Below are 19,886 nucleotides of genomic sequence, written 5' to 3' on the forward strand. Positions count from 1 at the left end.
GAGCCGGGGACGAATTCATGTCACCTTTTGACGCCGCAAATGCCTCGGGCGCGGACTGGAGCCAGGGAGAACAGGACCTCGGGCCCCTGGCCTGGGTGCTGGACGAATTGCGCAAGTCGCTCGACGGGGCCGTCAAGGCCATGCGCCGCTTCGTGCGCGACGCCGAGATGGCGCGCGAATCCGACATCGCGGCACTCGATGCCGGGGCGCTGCGCATCGCGCGCCAGCAGCTGCACCAGGCCAGCGGCGCCCTCGAAATGGTGGGCATGGGCCCCCCGGCGCTCGTGCTGCGCTCCATGGAAGAGGCCGTCCAGAAGTTCGTGCAGCGCCCCGAGCTCTGCAGCGACGAGGCCGCCGCCGTCATCGAGCGCGCCAGCTTCGCGCTGGTGGAATACCTGGAGAGCGTGCTGGCGGGCAAGCCGGTGTCGCCGGTGGCGCTGTTCCCCCAGTACCGCGATGCCCAGGCCCTGACGGGCGCCGAGCGCGTGCATCCCGCGGACCTCTGGCCCGTGGAGCGCCGCTTCCGCGAGCCGGATGTCGTCGTCGATGCCGCCCCGCTGGCCTACGGCCCGGAGGCGCGCAGCCGCATGGACAACGCCGTGCTGCGCATCGTCAAGACCGGCGATGCGGCCGCCGCGCGGGACCTGCACAACATCTCCCTGGGCCTCGCCGCGGCGCAGGCCGACCGGCAGGCGCGGTCCTTCTGGAAGATCTGCGCGGGCTTCTTCGAGGCGCTGGCGCTGGGGCATCTCACGCCGGACGTCTACGTGAAGCGCGCGGCCTCGCGCGTGCTCATGCAGTACGCCATGCTGGCCCGGGGCGAGACCACCATCGCCGACCGGCTCGTGCAGGACCTGCTGTTCTTCTGCTCGCAGGCTGCGCGCCCCGCGGGGGCGGCGGCAGCGACAGCGACAGCGGCGGAACCGGACGACCGTTCCGCACTGCGGGCGGTGCGCCAGGCCTTCGGCCTCGAGCGCTTCCGGCCGGTGGACTATTCCACGCCGCGCTTCGGCCTCTACGACCCGGCACTGCTGGCCCAGGCACGCAAGCGCATCGCCGCGGCGACCGAGACCTGGTCCGCCCTGGCGGGCGGCGACCGCAACAAGCTGAAACCCGCCGCCGACCAGTTCAGCCTCGTCTGCGACTCGCTGGCCCGGCTCCAGCCCGGCAGCGAACCGCTGGCCCAGGCCCTGGCGCGGGCCGCGGAGGGCACGGCGCGCTCCGGCGAACCGCCGCAGCCCGCGCTCGCGATGGAGGTCGCCACCGCGGTGCTGTACCTGCAGGCGTCGTTCGAAGAACTCGAATCCGCGCAGGACCACATGGCCGACCGCGCCGCGCGGCTGGCCGAACGGCTGGACAGCGTGGCCGCGGGCGGCGAGCCCGAGCCGCTCGAATCCTGGATGGAGGAGCTCTACCGCCGCGTGAGCGACCACCAGACCATGGGCAGCGTGATGGACGAGCTGCGGGCCACGCTGGGCGAGGCCGAGAAGTCCATGGACCAGTATTTCCGCAACCCGGCGGACCTGGCCGCGCTCGGCAACGTGCCCGGGCGGCTGGCGCAGATGCGGGGCGTGCTTTCCGTGCTGGGGCTGGACCAGGCCTCGCTCGCCGTGCTGCGCATGCGGGAGACCGTCGAACGCCTGCTGCTGGGCGAAGTGCCCGAACAGGAGCGCCCGGCGGTGTTCGAGAAGCTCGGCGGCAACCTGGGCGCGCTGGGCTTCCTGATCGACATGCTGCGCTACCAGCGCACCATGGCGCGCAAGCTGTTCGTCTACGACGCGGACCGCGACGAGCTGCGCATCCTGATGGGCCGCACCCGCACCCGGGCCGGTGACCTGCCGGAAGAGGCGGACATCCACCGGGAGGCGCGCGGCGCGCGTCCGCTGCCCCCGCAGTTGGGCGGAGAGCGCACGCAGCAGCCGCCCGAAGACCGGCACCTGCCCCCGCTCACGGAAGTCGCCGCCCCGGCGGACCTCCCCCTGCCGGCGCCCGCCGCCGAGGTGGGGGAGCCTGCCGGAGCGCCGCAGGCCGGCGCGGAGGTGCCGGTCGAGGCCGAGGCCGCGGCTACCTCTGCCGGCGGTGGCACCGCGCCGCTGGCGCCCGTCGCCGCGCCAGCCTCCGCTCCCGCGTTCGCCGCCACGGACGACGCCGACGATGAAGGCGAACTGCTCGACATCTTCCTGGAAGAGGCCCGCGAGGTCGTCGCCAACGGCCTGGAAGCCGTGGAGGGCCTGCGCGCCGAACCGGGCGACCTGAGCGGCCAGACGACCCTGCGCCGCGCCTTCCACACGCTCAAGGGCAGCTCCCGCATGGTGGGCCTGGGGGCGTTCGGCGAAGCCGCCTGGTCCATGGAGCAGGTGTTCAACGCTTGGCTGGCCGAGCAGAAGCCGATCCAGCCCCCGATGCTGCAGCTCGCGGACGACGCGCTGCGCGCCTTCGGCCGTTGGGCGGACGACATCTCGGCAGGCCATGCGGACGCCTGGACGCCCCAGGGCTTCGCGGAATCCGCCCAGGCCATGCGCGAGCGCGGCGAGTACCTGCCCCTGGCGGATGCCGTGGGTGTCGCGGAGGATGCGGCGCCGATGCTCGCGGAGGACCTGCCGGGCCTGCCGGACTTGGAAGCGATGGATCCTGCGGCGCGTGCCGGTGGCGAAGCCGAAGCCGAAGCCGAGCCGGCGGCTGCAGTCGACGAGCTGCCGCCGCTGCCCGATGCCGCGGCCGGGGCGGAAGCCGCGTGGCGCGCCGGTGACGAAGCGCCGGCCGCACAGGCGCCTGCCGCCGACACCGTGCCGGAGTTCGATCTGGACCTGGATCTGCCGGGCGCCGAGCCCGGCGCCGACACGTCTCCGGCGCCCGCCGCGGACGCCACCGCCGATTTCTCGGACACCTGGCCTTCGCGCAACGGTGCCGAGGCAGGCCGCAGTGCCGAAGCGCCTGCTGCCGTGCCCGCGGCGGAGATGGCCGAGGACATCGATTTCTCCGCCTTCTCCGAAGCGTTCGCCGACGACGGTGCACCGCGCGATGCGCAGGCGCCTGAGAACACCCCGGTTTCCGGAGACCTCGCGCAGGAGACGGGCGCCGCGGACGCCGGCCTGCCTGCGCTGCAGCAGGCCCTGGAACAGCAGGCCCAGGCCTGGCCCGATCTGTCCCTGGACGGCATCGACGGCGTCGACGGCACGACTCCCGCCGACGCCCGCGATGCGGATGCGGATGCGGACGTGCCCGACGTGCCTGCGGAGACCGCGGAGGCTGCCGCGCTACCGCAGGACGCGGACACGCTGCAAGCTCCGGATACCGCGGACACCCCGCCTGCCGCCGATGCCGTGGATGCCGCCGATGCCGCCGATGCCGTGGATGCCGTGGATGCCCCCCTGGGCGGCATTCCAGCGCTTCCCGAAGTACCGGGGATGGTCGACCTCGGCATGTCCCCCGGCGTGCAGCCCGACGCCGAGGCACCGCCCGCTGAGGCCCCGGTGCCCGTCGGCGGGCTGGCGGAGGACACCGATGCCGAGGCAAAGGCCGGGGCAGATTCCCAGGCCGAAACAGAAGCAATGGACGACCGTGCGGAGGCGGCCGACGCCTTGCTCCCGGACGCGCTGGAAGCACTGGACGGCCAGGGCGAACGGGACACGGCGGCCGAGGCTGCCGCCAGCCCGCCGGCGCTGCAGGAATCCGACCCGCCCCATCTGCCGCTGATCGCCGAATCGCCGGAAGAGGCGGTGAAGGTCATCGAGACGCTCCGCATCGGCATCCCGCTCTACAACGTCTACCTCAACGAGGCGGACGAGTGGTCCCGCCGGCTGGTCACCTGCCTGCAGGAATGGTCCCTGGAGCTGCACGAGCCGCTGCCGGACACGGCGGTGGCCCTGGCCCATTCGCTGGCGGGCAGTTCCGCGACGGTGGGATTCCAGGCGCTCTCGGACATGGCGCGCGCGCTGGAGCATGCGCTGCAGCACGTGCAACTGCAGGCGCAGGGCACGCCCGAGCAGGCGCGGGTCTTCATGGCGGCCGCGGACGACATGCGCCGCCTGCTGCACCAGTTCGCGGCCGGCTTCCTGAAGGAGCCCCATCCCCAGATCCTGGCCCAGTTGCGCGAGATCCTCGCCACCGAGGTGGCGCCCGACGCGCCCTACGCCGCCGATGCCGCCGACGCTGCCGCTGAAGAGGCCGGCGACCTGCCGCTGCCGGCGGCCGGCGCCACGGAGCCGGACACGGCCGGTGTGGTGGCGGGTATTCCGGCCGGGATGGAGGCACAGCCCGTGCCCGCCACCGCGCCGGAGGAGCCCGAGCCCGCTGCGGGCAGCCGCGGCCACGTCGCTCCGGCGCTGTCGGTGCCCGTGGCGCCGCAGGGGGCTGCCGCGGATGCCGGCCGCCCGCCGGCCGAGCCCGCGGTCACCGACATCGATGACGATATCGACGCGGTCGACGTGATCGATCCCGACCTGTTCCCGATCTTCGAGGAAGAGGCCATCGAGCTGCTGCCTTCGCTGGGTGCCGCGCTGCGCCAGTGGGCGGCCCGGCCGGAAAACCTGGGGGCCCGCAACGAGGCCCTGCGCGCGCTGCACACCCTGAAGGGCAGCTCGCGGCTCGCGGGTGCGATGCGCCTGGGCGAAATGGCGCACCGGCTGGAATCGGCGGTGGAGCAGGTGGACACGGAGGCGCCGAGCGCCGAGGCGATCGAGCCGCTGCTGGTGGCGTTCGACGGCCTGCAGTCCAACTTCGACGCCCTGCGCACCATCGGCGCGCAGGGGCTGGCCGAGCCCATGGCGGTGTCCCCCGCTGCGGACGCCGCGCCCGAGCCGTCGGCAGCCGCTCCGTCTGCGCCAGCCTCCGACTCCGACCCGGCACCCGCCCAGGCTCCCGCGCCGCGCCCGGCGGTCCGCCTGCCCGGGGCCTCGCAGCTCACGGCCGCTCGGCCGGTGTCGAGCCAGTCGGTGCGCGTGCGCGCCCAGCTGCTCGACCGCCTGGTCAACCAGGCCGGCGAGGTGATGATCGCCCGCTCGCGCCTGGACGCCCGCATGGTGCAGATGAAGGATTCGCTGGCGGACCTCACGGGCAACCTGGAACGCCTGCGCCAGCAGCTGCGCGACATCGAAGTGCAGGCCGAGACGCAGATGCAGTCGCGGCTGGCGCTGTCGAAGGATTCGTCGGCCGATTTCGATCCGCTCGAGTTCGATCGCTTCACGCGCGTGCAGGAGCTGACCCGGATGATGGCCGAGTCGGTGAACGACGTCGCCACCGTACAGCGCAACCTGCAGCGCGCCATGGAAGGCGCGGAAGACGACCTGATCGCCCAGGGGCGGCAGGCGCGCGAGCTGCAGCGCGATCTGCTGCGCACGCGCATGGTGGAGTTCGAGGGCATCTCCGAGCGGCTCTACGCCGTGGTGCGGCAGGCGTCGAAGGAGACGGGCAAGCAGATCAAGCTCGACATCACGGGCGGCTCCATCGAGATGGACCGCGGCGTGCTGGACCGCATGACGCCCGCCTTCGAGCACCTGCTGCGCAACTGCGTGGCGCACGGCATCGAGGCGCCCGAAGTGCGCACGGCGGCGGGCAAGCCGGCCACCGGCTCCATCACCGTGGCGCTGCGGCAGGACGGCAACGACGTGTCCGTGGAGTTCCGCGACGACGGCGCGGGGCTCGATCTGGAGCGCATCCGCGCCAAGGCGGTCAGCCAGGGGCTGATCGCGCCCGAGGCCCCGGTGGGCCCCGCGGAGGCCGCGCAGCTGGTGTTCACGCCGGGCTTCTCCACGGCCACGGAAGTGACGGGGCTGTCCGGCCGCGGCATCGGCATGGACGTGGTGCGCTCGGAGGTGAACGCCCTGGGCGGCCGCATCGAGACCACGACGGAGACCGGCCAGGGCACCTCGTTCCGCATGGTGCTGCCGCTCACGACGGCCGTGACGCAGGTGGTGATGCTGCGCGCGGGCGGGCTCACGCTGGGCGTGCCGGCCAACCTCGTGGAGATCGTGCGCCGCACGACCGCCAGCGAGCTGGACGAGGCCTACCGCCAGGGCGCGTTCGAGGACGGCGTGGAGGCATTGCCCTTCTTCTGGGCGGGCGCGCTGCTGCAGTCGTCGCCGCGCAGCCAGGAGACGTCGGGCCGCACGCGTCCCGTGGTGATCCTGCGCAGCGCCTCGCAGCGCATCGCGCTGCACGTGGACGAAGTGCTGGGCAACCAGGAAGTGGTGGTGAAGAACCTCGGGCCGCAGCTCTCGCGGCTGCCGGGACTGGCGGGCATGTCGGTGCTGGCGTCGGGCGCCGTGGTGCTGATCTACAACCCGGTGGCGCTGTCGACCGTGTATGGCGAGCAGGTGCGGGCCCGGATGGCCGCGCCGTCCGCCGCCGATGCGGATGCCGCGTTGCAGGCCGAGGGCGGTGCGGCGGCGTCCGGCGCCGGTGCCGGTGGTGGCGGTGCGCTCGGGCAGGCCGCCCAGGTGCCGCTGGTGCTGGTGGTGGACGATTCGATCACCGTGCGCCGCGTCACGCAGCGCCTGCTCAAACGCGAGGGCTACCGCGTGGCGCTGGCCGCCGACGGCCTGCAGGCCCTGGAGCGGCTGCAGGAGGAGCGCCCGGCCGTGGTGCTTTCGGACATCGAGATGCCGCGCATGGACGGTTTCGACCTGGCCCGCAACATCCGCGCGGACCGTGGGCTGCACGATCTGCCGATCATCATGATCACCTCGCGGATCGCGCAGAAGCACCGCGAGCATGCGGCCGAGCTCGGCGTCAACCACTACCTGGGCAAGCCGTACTCGGACGAGGAGCTGCTGAGCCTGGTGCATCACTATGCGCAGGCGGCGGCCAGCGCCGTGCAGGGCGAGGCGGCTGCAGCGGCCGAGGTGGTCCCGGGCTGACAGGCCCGGACCGCACGGCGGCAGCGCAAGGCCACGGCCCGGTGTGGGGCCGTGGGCCTTTTTTCCCTGGCCGGGCCGGTCAGTCCGCGCCGGCCTCTGCCGCGGTGGCTGCCGCCGCTCCAGCACCCGCCTTCACGACGGCATAGCGCGCCAAAGTGCGCTGCCGGGCCTCGTCGTGGTCCACGATGAGACGGGGATAGGTGTCGCCCAGCCGCACGCCGGCCGCCTCCAGCTCGAGCGGGCTCGCTTCCCAGGGCGCATGCACGAGCGCATCCGGCAGCGCGGCCAGCTGGGGCAGGTAGGCGCGGATGAATTTTCCCTTGGGGTCGAATTTGCGGCTCTGGCTCAGGGGGTTGAAGATGCGGAAGTAGGGCTGCGCGTCGCAGCCGCTGGAACTCGCCCATTGCCAGCCGCCGTTGTTGGCGGAGAAGTCGAAGTCGTTGAGTTTTTCCGCGAAGTAGCGTTCGCCCAGGCGCCAGTCCACGCCGAGGTCCTTCACGAGGAAGCTGGCCGTCACCATGCGCAGCCGGTTGTGCATGTAGCCCGTGCGGTTGATCTGGGCCATGGCGGCGTCGATCAGCGGGTAGCCGGTGCGCCCTTCGCACCAGGCCGCGAACCGCTCCTCGGCCTCGGGGCCGCCTTCCCAGGCGATGGCGTCGTAGGCGGGCCGGAAGCTCGCGCCGCCGGCCAGCTGGGGATGGTGCGACAGGACCTGGAAATAGAAATCGCGCCAGATCAGCTCGCTCAGCCACGTGGCGGCGCCTTCGCTGCCCTTTTGCGCGCGGGCGTGGGCCTCGCGCGCCGCGCGCCGCGGCGACAGCGTGCCGAAGCGCATGTGCACGCTGAGGTAGCTCGGCCCCTTGACGGCGGGGAAGTCGCGCGCCTTGCCGTAGTCGTCGATGCGCCCGAGGAAATCCTCGAACAGGGCGTTCGCGCCGTCCATGCCGGGCGGCAGGGGCAGGGCGTGCAGGCCCGCGGACTCGAAGCCGATGTCCGCCAGGGTGGGCACGCCGCCGCGCGCCCATTCCGGCCGGGCCGCGAGCCGCCGCGCGTGGCGCTCCACGGGATAGGCGCTCAGGTAGAACGCATCCACCTTGCGCAGCCAGGCGTTCTTGTAGGGTGTGAACACGGTGTAGGGCGAGCCCTGCTGCGTGAGGATTTCCGCGCGCTCGAAGATCGTCTGGTCCTTGGAGGTGTGGAACTGCACGCCGCCCGCGCCCAGCACGTGGCGCACCCGGCCGTCGCGCTCCAGCGCGGCGGGCTCGTCGTCGTGGTTGGCGAACACGGCCTGCACGCCCAGGCGCAGCGCCAGCTCGGGCACCTCCCGCGCCGCGGCGCCGTGGCACACGATCAGGCCCCCGTGCCGGTGGCCCGAAAGCGTGCGCAGCGAGGCATCGAGCGCCACCAGCGACTCGCGGATGAATTCCACGCGCCGGTCCGCGCGCGGCAGCGGATCGAGGATGTCGGTGTCGAACACGAAAACGCAATGGACCTCGCCGCATCGGCGCAGCGCATGGTAGAGCGCCGCATGGTCGTCGCTGCGCAGGTCGCGCCGGAACCAGACCAGGCCTGAAGAAAAAGTGGGTTCCATGATCGTCGTTAAAATTGCGGAATGCCTGCCGATTCTGCGCCCATGAACCTGACGCACCACTTCCTGATCGCCATGCCGGGGCTGGAAGACGAGTCGTTTGCCCGCAGCGTCGTGTATCTCTGCGAACACAGCGAGCGCGGGGCGCTCGGGCTCATCATCAACAAGCCGTCCGACCTGAGCCTCAAGGGCCTGTTCGACAAGGTGGACCTGTCGCTGCGCCGCGACGACCTCTCGAAGGAGCCCGTCTTCCGCGGCGGGCCGGTGCAGACCGAGCGCGGCTTCGTGCTGCACGAGCCCATGAGCCCGCCGCCCTCTCTCGAGAAACCGAAGGCGAAGGACGACGGGGAGGCGGAGGGCGACGAGGATTCCGAGACCGAATCCGCCTACGCGTCCACCATGTCGATCCCCGGCGGCCTGGAGATGACCACCAGCAAGGACGTGCTGGAAGCCCTCTCCACCGGCGCCGGCCCGCGGCGCGTGCTCGTCACCCTCGGCTATGCCTCCTGGGGCGAGGGCCAGCTCGAATCCGAACTCGCCGAGAACAGCTGGCTCACCGTGGGCGCCGATCTGTCGGTGATCTTCGACACCCCCGTCGGCCAGCGCTACGACAAGGCCCTGGGCCTGCTCGGCCTGCAGACCTGGATGCTTTCGCCCGAGGCGGGGCACGCATGAGCGGCACCGTGCCGGAGCCGTCGTCCGCCGCTGCCGATCCCGCCATTTCTGCCGTTCCCGCCGTTCCCGCGCACCTGCAGTCGTTCCTCGCCTTCGATTTCGGCGCCAAGCGCACCGGGGTCGCCGTGGGCACGCGGATGCTGCGCACCGCCACCCCGCAGGCCACGATCCGCGCCGAAGGGGCGGACGCGCGCTTCGCCGGCGTGGCCGAGCGGGTACGCGAGTGGCAGCCCGATGCGCTCGTCGTCGGCGTGCCCTACCACCCCGACGGCGCGCCGCACGAGAACACCGCGCGCGCGCAGAAGTTCGCGCGCCAGCTGCGCGGGCGCTTCGGCCTGCCGGTCTTCGAGGTGGACGAGCGCTACAGCACCACCGAAGCCCATGCGGCCGGCGCGAAGGATGCCGACGCCGCATCGGCCTGCATCATCCTGGAACAGTTCCTGAGGCAACTCCCATGAGTCCCACGTCTTCCACCGCCCCGGCCGGGGCCCTCACCCTCGACGCCGAGGCGCTCTACCGCGAGCTGCTGTCCGGCGTGCGCGCGCTGCGCACCCCGCAGACGCAGCTCGCCGGCATCGCGTCCGGCGGCGCCTGGCTGGCCGAGCGCCTGCAGCAGGACCTGGCGCTGCCCGGCGAGGCCGGCGTGCTCTCTTCCGCGCTGCACCGCGACGATTTCTCCCAGCGTGGCCTCGCCGCCAGTGCGCAGACGCGCCTGGGCTTCGACGTGGACGGCGCGGACATCCTGCTGCTGGACGACGTGCTCTACACCGGCCGCACCATCCGCGCCGTGATCAACGAGCTGTTCGACTACGGCCGCCCGGCACGCGTGCGCCTGGCCGTGCTGGTGGACCGCGGCGGCCGCGAGCTGCCCGTGCAGGCCGACTTCGCCGCGGCGCGGGTGGCGCTGCCGGCGGCCCAGTCCCTGGCGCTCGCCCGCGCGGACGGCGGCGCCTTCCATTTCCACGTCCAGGAGGCCTGACGCCGTGCTCTCCAAGCGCAACCCCCAGCTCAACCGCCACGGCGAGTTGATCCACCTGCTGTCGATCGAGGGCCTGCCCCGCAGCATCGTCACGCACATCCTGGACACTGCGGCCAACTTCGTCTCGGTGAACGACCGGGAGGTGAAGAAGGTGCCGCTTTTGCGCGGCAAGAGCGTGTTCAACCTGTTCTTCGAGAACAGCACGCGCACCCGCACCACCTTCGAGATCGCGGCCAAGCGCCTGTCGGCCGACGTGATCAACCTGGACATCGCGCGCTCCTCGGCCAGCAAGGGCGAGTCGCTGCTCGACACCATCGCCAACCTCTCGGCCATGGCTGCCGACCTGTTCGTGGTGCGGCACAGCGAATCGGGCGCGCCCTACCTGATCGCGCAGCACGTGGCGCCGCACGTGCACGTGATCAACGCGGGCGACGGACGGCATGCGCACCCCACGCAGGGGCTGCTCGACATGTACACCATCCGCCACTACAAGAAGGACTTCTCCAACCTCACGGTGGCCATCGTGGGCGACGTGCTGCATTCGCGCGTGGCGCGCTCGGACATCCACGGCCTCACCACCCTCGGCTGTCCCGAGGTGCGCGTGGTGGGCCCGCGCACGCTGGTGCCCGGCGACCTCTCGCAGATGGGCGTGCGCGTGTGCCACACGCTGGAAGAAGGCATCAAGGACGCCGACGTGGTGATCATGCTGCGCCTGCAGAACGAGCGCATGAGCGGCGCGCTGCTGCCCTCCAGCCAGGAATACTTCAAGAGCTTCGGCCTCACGCCCGAGAAGCTGCAGCTGGCCAAGCCCGACGCCATCGTGATGCACCCCGGCCCGATCAACCGCGGCGTGGAGATCGACTCCGCCGTGGTGGACGGCAAGCAGAGCGTGATCCTGCCGCAGGTGACCTTCGGCATCGCGGTGCGCATGGCCGTGATGTCCATCGTCGCGGGGAATGAGGCTTGACCATGAAGATACTGATCCAGAACGGCCGGGTGCTCGATCCGGCCAGCGGGCTCGACAAGCAGGGCGACGTGGCGGTGGCTGCGGGGCGCGTGATCGCCCTCGGCCGCACGCCGCCGGACTTCCAGCCCGCGCGCACCATCGACGCCACGGGCTGCATCGTGCTGCCGGGGCTGGTGGACCTCGCCGCGCGCCTGCGCGAGCCGGGCCACGAGCACGAAGGCATGCTCGAATCCGAGATGTCCGCGGCCGTGGCCGGCGGCGTGACCAGCCTCGTGTGCCCGCCCGACACCGATCCGGTGCTCGACGAGCCGGGCCTCGTCGAGATGCTCAAGTTCCGCGCCGAGAAGCTGCACCAGGCGCGCCTTTTCCCGCTGGGCGCGCTCACGCGCGGGCTGGCCGGCGAGGTGCTGACCGAGATGGCGGAGCTCACCGAATCGGGCTGCGTCGGCTTCGGCCAGGCCGAGGTGCCGCTCGCCAGCACGCAGGTGCTGCAGCGCGCCCTGCAGTACGCGGCCACCTTCGGCTACACGGTCTGGCTGCGGCCGCAGGAGCTGCACCTGGGCAAGGGCGTAGCCGCCAGCGGGCCGCTCGCCACGCGCCTGGGCCTCTCGGGCATTCCCGTCGCGGCCGAGACCATCGCGCTGCACACCATCTTCGAACTGCTCAAGACCACCGGCGCCCGCGTGCACCTGTGCCGCCTCTCCAGCGCGGCGGGCGTGCAGCTCGTGCGCCAGGCCAAGGCCGAGGGCCTCAAGGTGAGCTGCGACGTGAGCATCAACTCGCTGCTGCTCACCGATACCGACATCGGCTACTTCGACAGCCGTGCGCGCCTCTCGCCGCCGCTGCGCCAGCAGCGCGACCGCGACGCCCTGCTGGCTGCGCTGGCCGACGGCACCATCGACGCGCTGGTCTCCGACCACAACCCGGTGGACGAGGACGCCAAGACGCTGCCCTTCGCCGAGGCGGAGCCGGGCGCGACGGGGCTGGAACTGCTCGCCGGCATCGCGCTCAAGTGGTCGCGCGACCACGGCGTGCCGGTGGACCGGGCCTTCGCCACGGTGACCTCCGAGCCCGCACGCGTGCTGGGCTTCGCGCTCGGCACGTTCGCGGCCAGCGCCGGCCGGCTCGTGGAAGGCGGCGTGGCCGATCTGTGCGTGTTCGATCCTGCCGACGCCTGGACCATCGCTCCCGGCGCGCTGCGCAGCCAGGGCACGCACACGCCGTTCTCCGGCTACGAGCTGCCGGGCCGCGTGCGCTGCACGCTCGTGGGCGGCATCGTCGCGTTCGAGCGCGGTTGATGCGTTCGCTGCGCGCGGTGGCGCGCCTGCTGCGGCTGCTGGTGCACATCCTGGCAGGGCTGGCCACGGTGCTGCTGCGCTTCCCGCGCATGGCGCCGGAGGTTCAGCATGCACGCGTGCAGGTCTGGTCGCGCGAACTGCTGGCGCATGCCGGCATCGCGCTGGAGATCCGCGGTACCCCACTGGCCGCCGGCCCCGCGCTGCTCGTGGCCAACCACCTCTCCTGGCTCGATATCTCCGTGATGCACGCGGCGCGGCACTGTCGCTTCATCTCCAAGTCGGACGTGGAGCGCTGGCCCGTCATCGGCCGCCTCGCCACGGCCGTGGGCACGCTCTACATCGAGCGCAGCACGCGCCGCGACGCCATGCGCATCGTGCGCCTCATGCAGGAGGCCCTGGCGCGCCGCGAGGTGCTGGGCGTGTTCCCGGAGGGCACGACGGCCGACGGCACCGAACTGCTGCCCTTCCACGCCAACCTGCTGCAGGCCGCCGTGCTGGCCGATGCGCCCGTGCAGCCGGTGGGCCTGCGCTTCGTCGACCGCGCCACCGGCCGGCCCAGCGCCGACGCGCTCTACGTGGGCGACGACACGCTGCTGGCGTCGCTCTGGCGCGTGCTGCGGGCCGAACCCATGGTGGCCGTGGTGCATTACGGCCAACCCGAGCGGGCAGCGGGCCGCGACCGGCGCGTGTGGGCGGAGGATCTGCGCCGGGCGGTCGACGCGCTGCGCAAGGCCTGACCCGCGCTGGACGCGGCAACACCGCCAGAAGGGCCGTGTGAGCCGCTCTTATTCCCGCGGGAACGCCACGACGTGGTCCACCTGCGGCCGGATCCCGATCCAGTCGCCGACCGCATGGTCGTGGTGGCTGGGCACGTGGGCCATCACCGTGAGGCCGCCTTCCAGCTGCAGGGTGTAGAGGAACTCCGATCCCCGGAACGACTTGCGCACCACGCGTGCGCGCACGGGCGCGTCGTCGTCGTGCAGCACGTCGTCCGCGCGCAGCAGCACGTCGCAGGCGCCGCCGGGATAGCCAGAGGGCAGGGGGCATTCGGCCAGGTCCGAGAGATCGCCCAGCGGCGTGCGCGCCACCACGGTGTCGCCGCGCTGCTCCAGCGTCGCGGGGGCGAACACGCCGTGGCCGATGAAGTCGGCGACGAAGCGGGTGGCGGGCCGGTGGTAGAGCGCATAGGCGTCGTCCCACTGGTGCAGCGTGCCGCTTTCCATCACGCCGATGCGGTCGCCGATCGCGAAGGCCTCCAGCTGGTCGTGGGTGACGAAGAGCGCCGTGGCGCCCGCCGCCTTGAGGATGCCGCGCACCTCGTGCGCGAGCCGTTCGCGCAGGTCCACGTCCAGGTTGGAGAACGGTTCGTCCAGCAGCATGAGGCGCGGCCGCGGCGCCAGCGCGCGGGCCAGCGCCACCCGCTGCTGCTGCCCGCCGGAGAGCTCGTGCGGATAGCGCGCCGCGCTGCCTTCGAGACCGACGAGGCGCAGCACCTCGTCCACGCGGGCCGCCTGCTCCGCCTTCGGCAGGCGGTGGATGCCGAAGGCCACGTTGCGGCCCACGGTCAGGTGCGGGAAGAGGGCGTAGTCCTGGAACACCATGCCGATGCGCCGCTGCTCGGGCGGCACGCTGCGGCCGGCGCCGCCGACCCGCTCGCCTTCCAGCCGGATCTCGCCGGCCGCCACGGGCTCCAGGCCGGCGACGGTCCGCAGCAGCGTGGTCTTGCCGCAGCCCGACGGGCCGATCAGCACGCCGATCTCGCCCGCCGCGAGGCCGAGGGTGGCGCCACGCACGGCGGGCTGCGCGCGGCCGGGGTAGCGCACGTCCAGTTGGATGACTTCGAGGAACATGCGGGGATTCTAGAAGGGGCAATGCGTAGAATTCGCATTTGCATCCGTTGCGCCGCGGTCCCGCGCATGCAGGGCAGGGGCGCCCGCGCCGGCTCTGCCCCTCCCGCCTCCCTTTTCTTTCTTCGCACCGTCTTGCGTCTCCTCTCCGCCCTGCGCGCCGTTCCGCTGCTGCTGCTCGCCTTTGTGCTCACCCTGCCGGTGCTGGCCGTGTTCGCCTCCTGGCTGCCATGGGGGCATGGCGGCGAGGAGTCGCTCGCCATCCTGCGCGAGATGGCCGCCACGGTGTTGCCGGACTATCTCGCCACCACCGTCTGGCTCGCGATCGCGGTGGGGGCGGGTGCGGCGCTGGTGGGCACCGCCACCGCGGCGGCGGTGACGCTGTTCGACTTCCGCGGCCGGCGCACGCTGGAATGGCTGCTGCTCCTGCCGCTGGCCATGCCGGCCTACGTGACCGCGTATGCCTACACCGATTTCCTGCAATTCAGCGGGCCGCTGCAGGTCTGGCTGCGCGCCACCTACGGTCTGGAGGGCCGGCTGCTGCCCGAGGTGCGCAGCCTGGGCGGCGCGGTGTGGGTGTTCGTCTTCTCGCTCTACCCGTATGTCTACCTGCTCGCGCGCACGGCGCTCGGCGAGCGTGCCGCCCACCTCATGGAGGCCGCGCGCCTGCTCGGTGCGCCGCTCGCTCGCCGCGTGCGCACCGTGGCCCTGCCGCTGGCGCGTCCCGCCGTGGCGGCGGGCGTGGCCCTGGCCTTGATGGAGACGCTGGCGGACTTCGGGGTGGCGAGCTACTTCGGCATCCAGACCTTCACCACCGGCATCTACAAGGCCTGGCTGTCGATGGACAACCGCCTTGCGGCCGCGCAGCTCGCCACGCTGCTGCTGGTGCTGGTGGTGGTGCTGCTGCAGCTGGAGCAGCGCGCGCAGCGGCGCATGCGCTTCGCCCCCAGCGGCGTGGGCCGCGCGGGCTCCGCCGAGGCCCAGCCCCAGCGGCTGGCCGGGTGGCGCTGCGGGGCCGCCTGGGTGGTGTGCGGGCTGCCGGTGGTGATGGGCTTCCTCGCGCCGGTGGCCTTCATGCTGCGGCCGCTGGCCGCGGACTGGTCCGTGCTGCCCTGGGACCGTTTCGTGGAATGGGCCGGCCACAGCGTGCGGCTGGGCGCCATCACCGCGGTGCTGGCCGTGGGCGTGGCGCTTGCCCTCGCCTTCGCCGTGCGGCGCCGTGCGGGGCGCCTGACGCGCGGCGTGGTGCAGCTGGCCAGCGTGGGCTATGCCGTGCCGGGCGCGGTGATCGTCGTCGGCCTGCTGCTGCCCGTGGGCTGGCTGCAGGCCGCGGTGCCGGAGTGGCGCGTGCCGGCGCTGATCACCGCCACGGCGGTGGGCATCGTCTGGGCCTACCTCGTGCGCTTCTGCGCGGTGGCGCTGCAATCGGTGCAGAGCGGCTATGCGCGCATCCCCGCCAGCCTGGATGATTCCGCGCGCATGCTCGGCACGGGCGGCCTGGGGCTGCTGGCCCGCGTGCACTGGCCGCTGCTGCGCCGCTCCACCGCGGCGGCGGCGCTATTGGTGTTCGTGGACGTGATGAAGGAGCTGCCCGCCACCATGGTGCTGCGGCCGTTCAACAGCGACACCCTGGCCGTCGTCGCCTACCAGCTCGCGCGCGACGAGCGGCTGGGCGAGGCGGCCTTGCCGTCGCTCGCGCTCGTGGCCGTGGGGCTGGTGCCCGTCATCCTGCTGAGCCGCACGCTGCGCGCCTCGGGTTCGCGCTGAGCCGCTTCCGGATCGGGAAAGGCCCGCCTCCACGAGGCGCCCGGCCCTCGGCCCGTCCGTATCAATCGCGCGTGACGCGCAGCACTTCCTCGGGGCTCGTGATCCCTGCCCGCACCAGCCGCTCGCCGTCCTCGCGCATGAGCGTCATGCCGCCGGCGATCGCGGTCGCCCGCAATTCCGCCTCGGCGGCCTGGCCGTGGATCTGCGCACGCAGCGTGTCGTCCACCACCAGGAGCTCGAACACGCCCGTGCGGCCGCGGTAGCCGCTGGGCTCGGTCGGGTCGAGCTTGCGCACCAGCCGCTGCGCCAGCACGCCCAGCAGCGAGCTGGAAAGCAGGAACGGTTCCACGCCCATGTCGGTCAGGCGCGTGACGGCGCTGGCCGCGTCGTTGGTGTGCAGCGTGGCGAGCACCAGGTGGCCCGTGAGCGAGGCCTGGATGGCGATCTGCGCGGTCTCGAAATCGCGGATTTCGCCGATCATGATCACGTCCGGGTCCTGGCGCAGGATCGCGCGCAGCGCCTTGGCGAAGGTGAGATCGATCTTGCTGTTGACCTGGGTCTGGCCCACGCCCGGCAGCTCGTATTCGATCGGGTCCTCCACCGTCATGATGTTGCTGCCGGCGGCGTCGAGCCGGCCCAGCGCCGCATACAGCGTGGTCGTCTTGCCAGAGCCCGTGGGCCCGGTCACGAGCACGATGCCGTGCGGCTGGTGGATCAGTCCGTCGAAGCGGCGCAGCGTGTCGCCCTGCATGCCCACGGCCTCCAGGCTCAGCTTGCTCTCGCTCTTGTCCAGCAGGCGCAGCACCGCGCGCTCGCCGTGGGCGCTCGGCAGGGTGGAGACGCGCACGTCGATCGCGCGCGTGCCCAGGCGCAGGCTGATGCGCCCGTCCTGCGGCAGGCGCTTCTCGGAGATGTCCAGGTCCGCCATGATCTTCAGGCGCGAGATCAGCGCCGCATGCAGCGCGCGGTTGGGCTGCACCACCTCGCGCAGCGTGCCGTCCACCCGGAAGCGCACGCTCGAATGGCGCTCGTAGGGCTCGATGTGGATGTCGCTCGCGCCGTCGCGCGCGGCCTGCGTGAGCAGCGCGTTCAGCATGCGGATGATGGGTGCATCGCCCGCGGATTCGAGCAGGTCCTCCACGGCCGGCAGCTCCTGCATCATGCGCGAGAGGTCGGCGTCGGACTCGACCTCGCTCACCACCGTCGCCGCGCTCGACTCGCCCTGCGAATAGGCGGCGCTGATGCGCTGCGCCATGGCGTGCGCGTCCAGCGGCATGAGTTCGCGCACGGCATGCTTGCGCATCACCTCGGAGAGCGCGCCCGCGTCCGGCGCGGGGCCGTGCCAGAGCACGCAGGTGTGGCCGTCGTCCTCCAGCAGCAGCTGCGAGGTGCGCGCGAAGGCATAGGGGAGCGGATGGCGCATGGCGTGGTGGCGGGGGCTGTGGATGAAAGGCCCGTCACTGCGGGTTGTAGGCCCCGGCATCGGCCGGCGCCGGGGCGCGGGTGGGCGCGGGCGGCAGCGGCGGCGGCGCGAGCGGCACCAGCGGCGCCGGCGGGGCGGTGCGCACGGCCGGCGTCGCGGGTACCACGCCCTGCGGCGTGGCGGCGGTGGCAGGTGCCGGCGCGGGCGAGGGCGCGAGCGGCGGCAGGATCGGTGCTTCCGACACCGCGCGCATCACCGTGCTGGGCTCCGGCTGGATGTTCTGCTGCAGCGCGCGGATCGCCTCGTAGCGGTCCACCATGAGCGCATCGCTGGTGGCGGCGTCGCGGATCACCACCGGCCGCAGGAAGACCATCAGGTTGGTCTTGCGGCGCGAGCGGTTCTCGTTGCGGAAGAGGCCGCCCACCACGGGCAGGTCGCCCATCACCGGCACCTTGTCCTGGCCGAGCGCATAGCGGTCCTCCAGCAGGCCGCCGAGCACGATCACGCTGCCGTCGTTCACCAGTACCGTCGATTCGATCGAGCGCTTGCTGGTGGTCGGGCCGTTGGCCTGCGACAGCGTGCTCGCATCCACCTGAGACACCTCCTGGTAGAGCGTGAGCTTCACGGTACCGTTCTCGCTGATCTGCGGGCGCACGCGCAGCATCAGGCCCACGTCCTTGCGCTCCACCGTCGTGAACGGGTTCACGGTGCTGCTGCCGGTGCTGTTGGCGTAGGAGCCGGTCACGAACGGCACGTTGTTGCCGATGATGATCTGCGCCTCTTCGTTGTCCACCGTCATCAGGTTGGGGGTGGAGAGCACGTTGGCGTCGCCCGTGTTTTCCAGGAAGTTGGCGAGCGCGCCCAGGTAGTAGTTGCCGTTGATGCGCGGCGCGATCGCCAGGTTGAGGCCGTTGCCCGGGCGGGCGCCGTTGGCCGCCAGGGCGGAGGTGACGCCGCTCACGCTGCCGCTGGCCGCCGCGAGCGCCAGGTTCAGGATGTTCGCCCCGCCGGACGCGCTGGAATTGGTGCCGATGATGCCGACGGTGCCGCTGCCGTAGTTGCCCATCACCCCCTGCCACTGGATGCCGAAGTCCGCCACCTTGTTGGCCGCGACCTCCACGATCAGGCTCTCCACCAGCACCTGTGCGCGCCGGCCGTCGAGCTGGTCGATCACCGCGCGCAACTGCCGGAACTGCGGCTCCGGCGCCGAGATGATGAGCGAGTTGGTGGACGGGTCGGCCTGGATCTGGCCTCCGGTGGAAGGCTGGTTGCTGTTGGCGCTGTTCAGGCTGCCCGCGTTGCTGCCCAGGCCGCCGCCGCTGGAGCCGCCTCCGCCCACGCCGGTGCCGCCCATGCCGCCGCCGGTGCTGGCCTGCAGGAAGCCCGAACCCCCCGAGAGCCCCGTGGACCCCGAGCTGCCGCCGCCGACCGACGGCGCGGCCGACGACCCGCCGCCGCTGCCGTTGCCCATCGAGGCGGCCAGCGCGGCGCGCAGCGTGGTGGCGAGCTTGGTGGCGTCGGCGTTCTTGAGGTAGACCACGTGGATGTTGCCGGAGGCCGACCCGCTGCCCGCGATCGGCGCCTGGTCCAGCTTCTCGACCAGCGTGCGCACCAGCGCGAGGCGCGCCGGGTTGGCCGCGCGCACGATCAGCGAATTGCTGCGCGGCTCGGGCAGCAGCGTCGTGCGGTAGGCGGTATCGCTCTGCCCCGGCACGGCGCCCGCCGTGCCCGGTGCGGTGCCGCCCGCGCCCGCGGCGCTGCCCGTGCCCTCGACCAGGCGCGACACCAGCGGCGCGAGTTCGCTCGCCACGGCGTTGCGCAGCGGGATCACTTCCACGTCGCTCGCGTTGGAGACGTCCATCGCCGCCACGATGCGCGCGATGCGCTGCAGGTTGTCCGCGTAGTCGGTGATCACCAGCGAGTTGTTGCCGGGGTTCACGTTGATGGTGTTGTTGGGGCTGATCAGCGGCCGCAGCACCGGCACCAGGTTGGCCGCGTTTTCGAAGTTCAGCTTGAAGATCTGGGTGACGATCTGCCCGCCGGCCGGCGCCCGGCCCGAGCCGCCCTGCGTCACGGTCACCCCGCCCGACTGCAGCTTGGCGTCCGCCTCCGGCACCACCTTGTAGAGGCCCCCGGTCTCCACCACCGTGAAGCCCTGCAGCCGCAGCGCGGCGAGGAACTGCTGGAAGGCGGCTGCCGGCGGCACCGCCCGCTCGGTGACCAGGGTGAGCTGGCCCTTCACGCGCGGGTCCACCACCACGTTGCGCCCGGTGATGGTGGCCATGGTGCGCGCCACCGCCTCGATGTCGGCGCCCGCGAAATTGAGCGTCACCGGCTCGCCGGGCCGCACGCTGGAGGGCGCGGCGCCGGTGGCGGGGGCCTGCGCGTGCAGCGGGCCGCAGAGCGTGGCGAGCATCGCCCCGAAGGCGATGGAGTGGAGGGCGAATGCGAACCGCAGGCGCTGCGAAGTCGAGGAGGTCATAGG

The 19,886-nt window shown here is 72.3% G+C and carries 12 protein-coding genes; 8 read left to right on the forward strand and 4 right to left on the reverse strand.

All coding sequences use genetic code 11. The features are described from left to right. Positions 1-17 precede the first annotated feature (17 nt). Positions 18-6,857: an Hpt domain-containing protein gene (locus Q9R47_RS07590; protein ID WP_311232597.1), complete on the forward strand. Its 6,840-nt coding sequence runs from the start codon at positions 18-20 to the stop codon at positions 6,855-6,857. A gap of 79 nt (positions 6,858-6,936) precedes the next feature. On the opposite strand, the gene Q9R47_RS07595 is transcribed toward Q9R47_RS07590, so the two are convergent. Beyond that, positions 6,937-8,448 carry a deoxyribodipyrimidine photo-lyase gene (locus Q9R47_RS07595; RefSeq protein ID WP_311232598.1) on the reverse strand — a complete coding sequence of 504 codons (1,512 nt, stop codon included), beginning with the start codon at positions 8,446-8,448 and terminating at the stop codon, positions 6,937-6,939. Between the two features lie 21 nt (positions 8,449-8,469). Here Q9R47_RS07595 and Q9R47_RS07600 point away from each other — a divergent pair, with 21 nt between their 5' ends. The 6 genes from Q9R47_RS07600 to Q9R47_RS07625 are packed head-to-tail and all read left to right on the forward strand — an operon-like array spanning position 8,470 to position 13,101. Further along, entirely contained in the window at positions 8,470-9,120 is a 651-nt protein-coding gene (locus tag Q9R47_RS07600) for a YqgE/AlgH family protein (RefSeq protein ID WP_311232599.1), read from the forward strand. Beyond that, positions 9,117-9,578: a Holliday junction resolvase RuvX gene (ruvX, locus tag Q9R47_RS07605; RefSeq protein WP_311232600.1), complete on the forward strand. Its 462-nt coding sequence runs from the start codon at positions 9,117-9,119 to the stop codon at positions 9,576-9,578. Before Q9R47_RS07600 ends, ruvX begins: the two co-directional genes overlap by 4 nt. Then, positions 9,575-10,099, forward strand: coding sequence for a bifunctional pyr operon transcriptional regulator/uracil phosphoribosyltransferase PyrR (gene pyrR / locus Q9R47_RS07610; protein WP_311232601.1), 525 nt, complete (start codon positions 9,575-9,577; stop codon positions 10,097-10,099). Before ruvX ends, pyrR begins: the two co-directional genes overlap by 4 nt. 4 nt (positions 10,100-10,103) lie before the next feature. Continuing rightward, on the forward strand, positions 10,104-11,066 hold the full coding sequence (locus tag Q9R47_RS07615) for an aspartate carbamoyltransferase catalytic subunit (protein WP_311232602.1): 963 nt from the start codon (positions 10,104-10,106) through the stop codon (positions 11,064-11,066). 2 nt (positions 11,067-11,068) lie between these two features. Next, positions 11,069-12,364, forward strand: coding sequence for a dihydroorotase (locus Q9R47_RS07620; protein WP_311232603.1), 1,296 nt, complete (start codon positions 11,069-11,071; stop codon positions 12,362-12,364). Beyond that, complete coding sequence (locus tag Q9R47_RS07625) at positions 12,364-13,101, forward strand: lysophospholipid acyltransferase family protein (RefSeq protein ID WP_311232604.1); 738 nt, start codon at positions 12,364-12,366, stop codon at positions 13,099-13,101. The genes Q9R47_RS07620 and Q9R47_RS07625 overlap by 1 nt, the downstream gene beginning before the upstream one ends. 48 nt (positions 13,102-13,149) lie before the next feature. Here the strand turns inward: Q9R47_RS07625 and Q9R47_RS07630 are convergent, their stop codons facing one another. After that, positions 13,150-14,214, reverse strand: coding sequence for an ABC transporter ATP-binding protein (locus Q9R47_RS07630; protein ID WP_311232605.1), 1,065 nt, complete (start codon positions 14,212-14,214; stop codon positions 13,150-13,152). 132 nt (positions 14,215-14,346) lie between these two features. Between Q9R47_RS07630 and Q9R47_RS07635 the strand changes: the two genes are divergently transcribed. After that, the gene (locus Q9R47_RS07635) at positions 14,347-15,978 is read left to right on the forward strand and encodes an ABC transporter permease (protein ID WP_404977115.1); all 1,632 of its coding nucleotides are present in this window, start codon (positions 14,347-14,349) and stop codon (positions 15,976-15,978) included. A gap of 61 nt (positions 15,979-16,039) precedes the next feature. On the opposite strand, the gene Q9R47_RS07640 is transcribed toward Q9R47_RS07635, so the two are convergent. Further along, positions 16,040-17,401, reverse strand: a complete 1,362-nt coding sequence (locus tag Q9R47_RS07640) for an ATPase, T2SS/T4P/T4SS family (RefSeq protein WP_311232607.1) — start codon at positions 17,399-17,401, stop codon at positions 16,040-16,042. 34 nt (positions 17,402-17,435) lie between these two features. Then, positions 17,436-19,883, reverse strand: a complete 2,448-nt coding sequence (gene gspD, locus Q9R47_RS07645; RefSeq protein ID WP_311232608.1) for a type II secretion system secretin GspD — start codon at positions 19,881-19,883, stop codon at positions 17,436-17,438. Between the last annotated feature and the right edge of the window lie 3 nt (positions 19,884-19,886).

This window comes from Acidovorax sp. PRC11 (assembly GCF_031844105.1).
Classification (GTDB): Bacteria; Pseudomonadota; Gammaproteobacteria; order Burkholderiales; family Burkholderiaceae_C; genus Paracidovorax.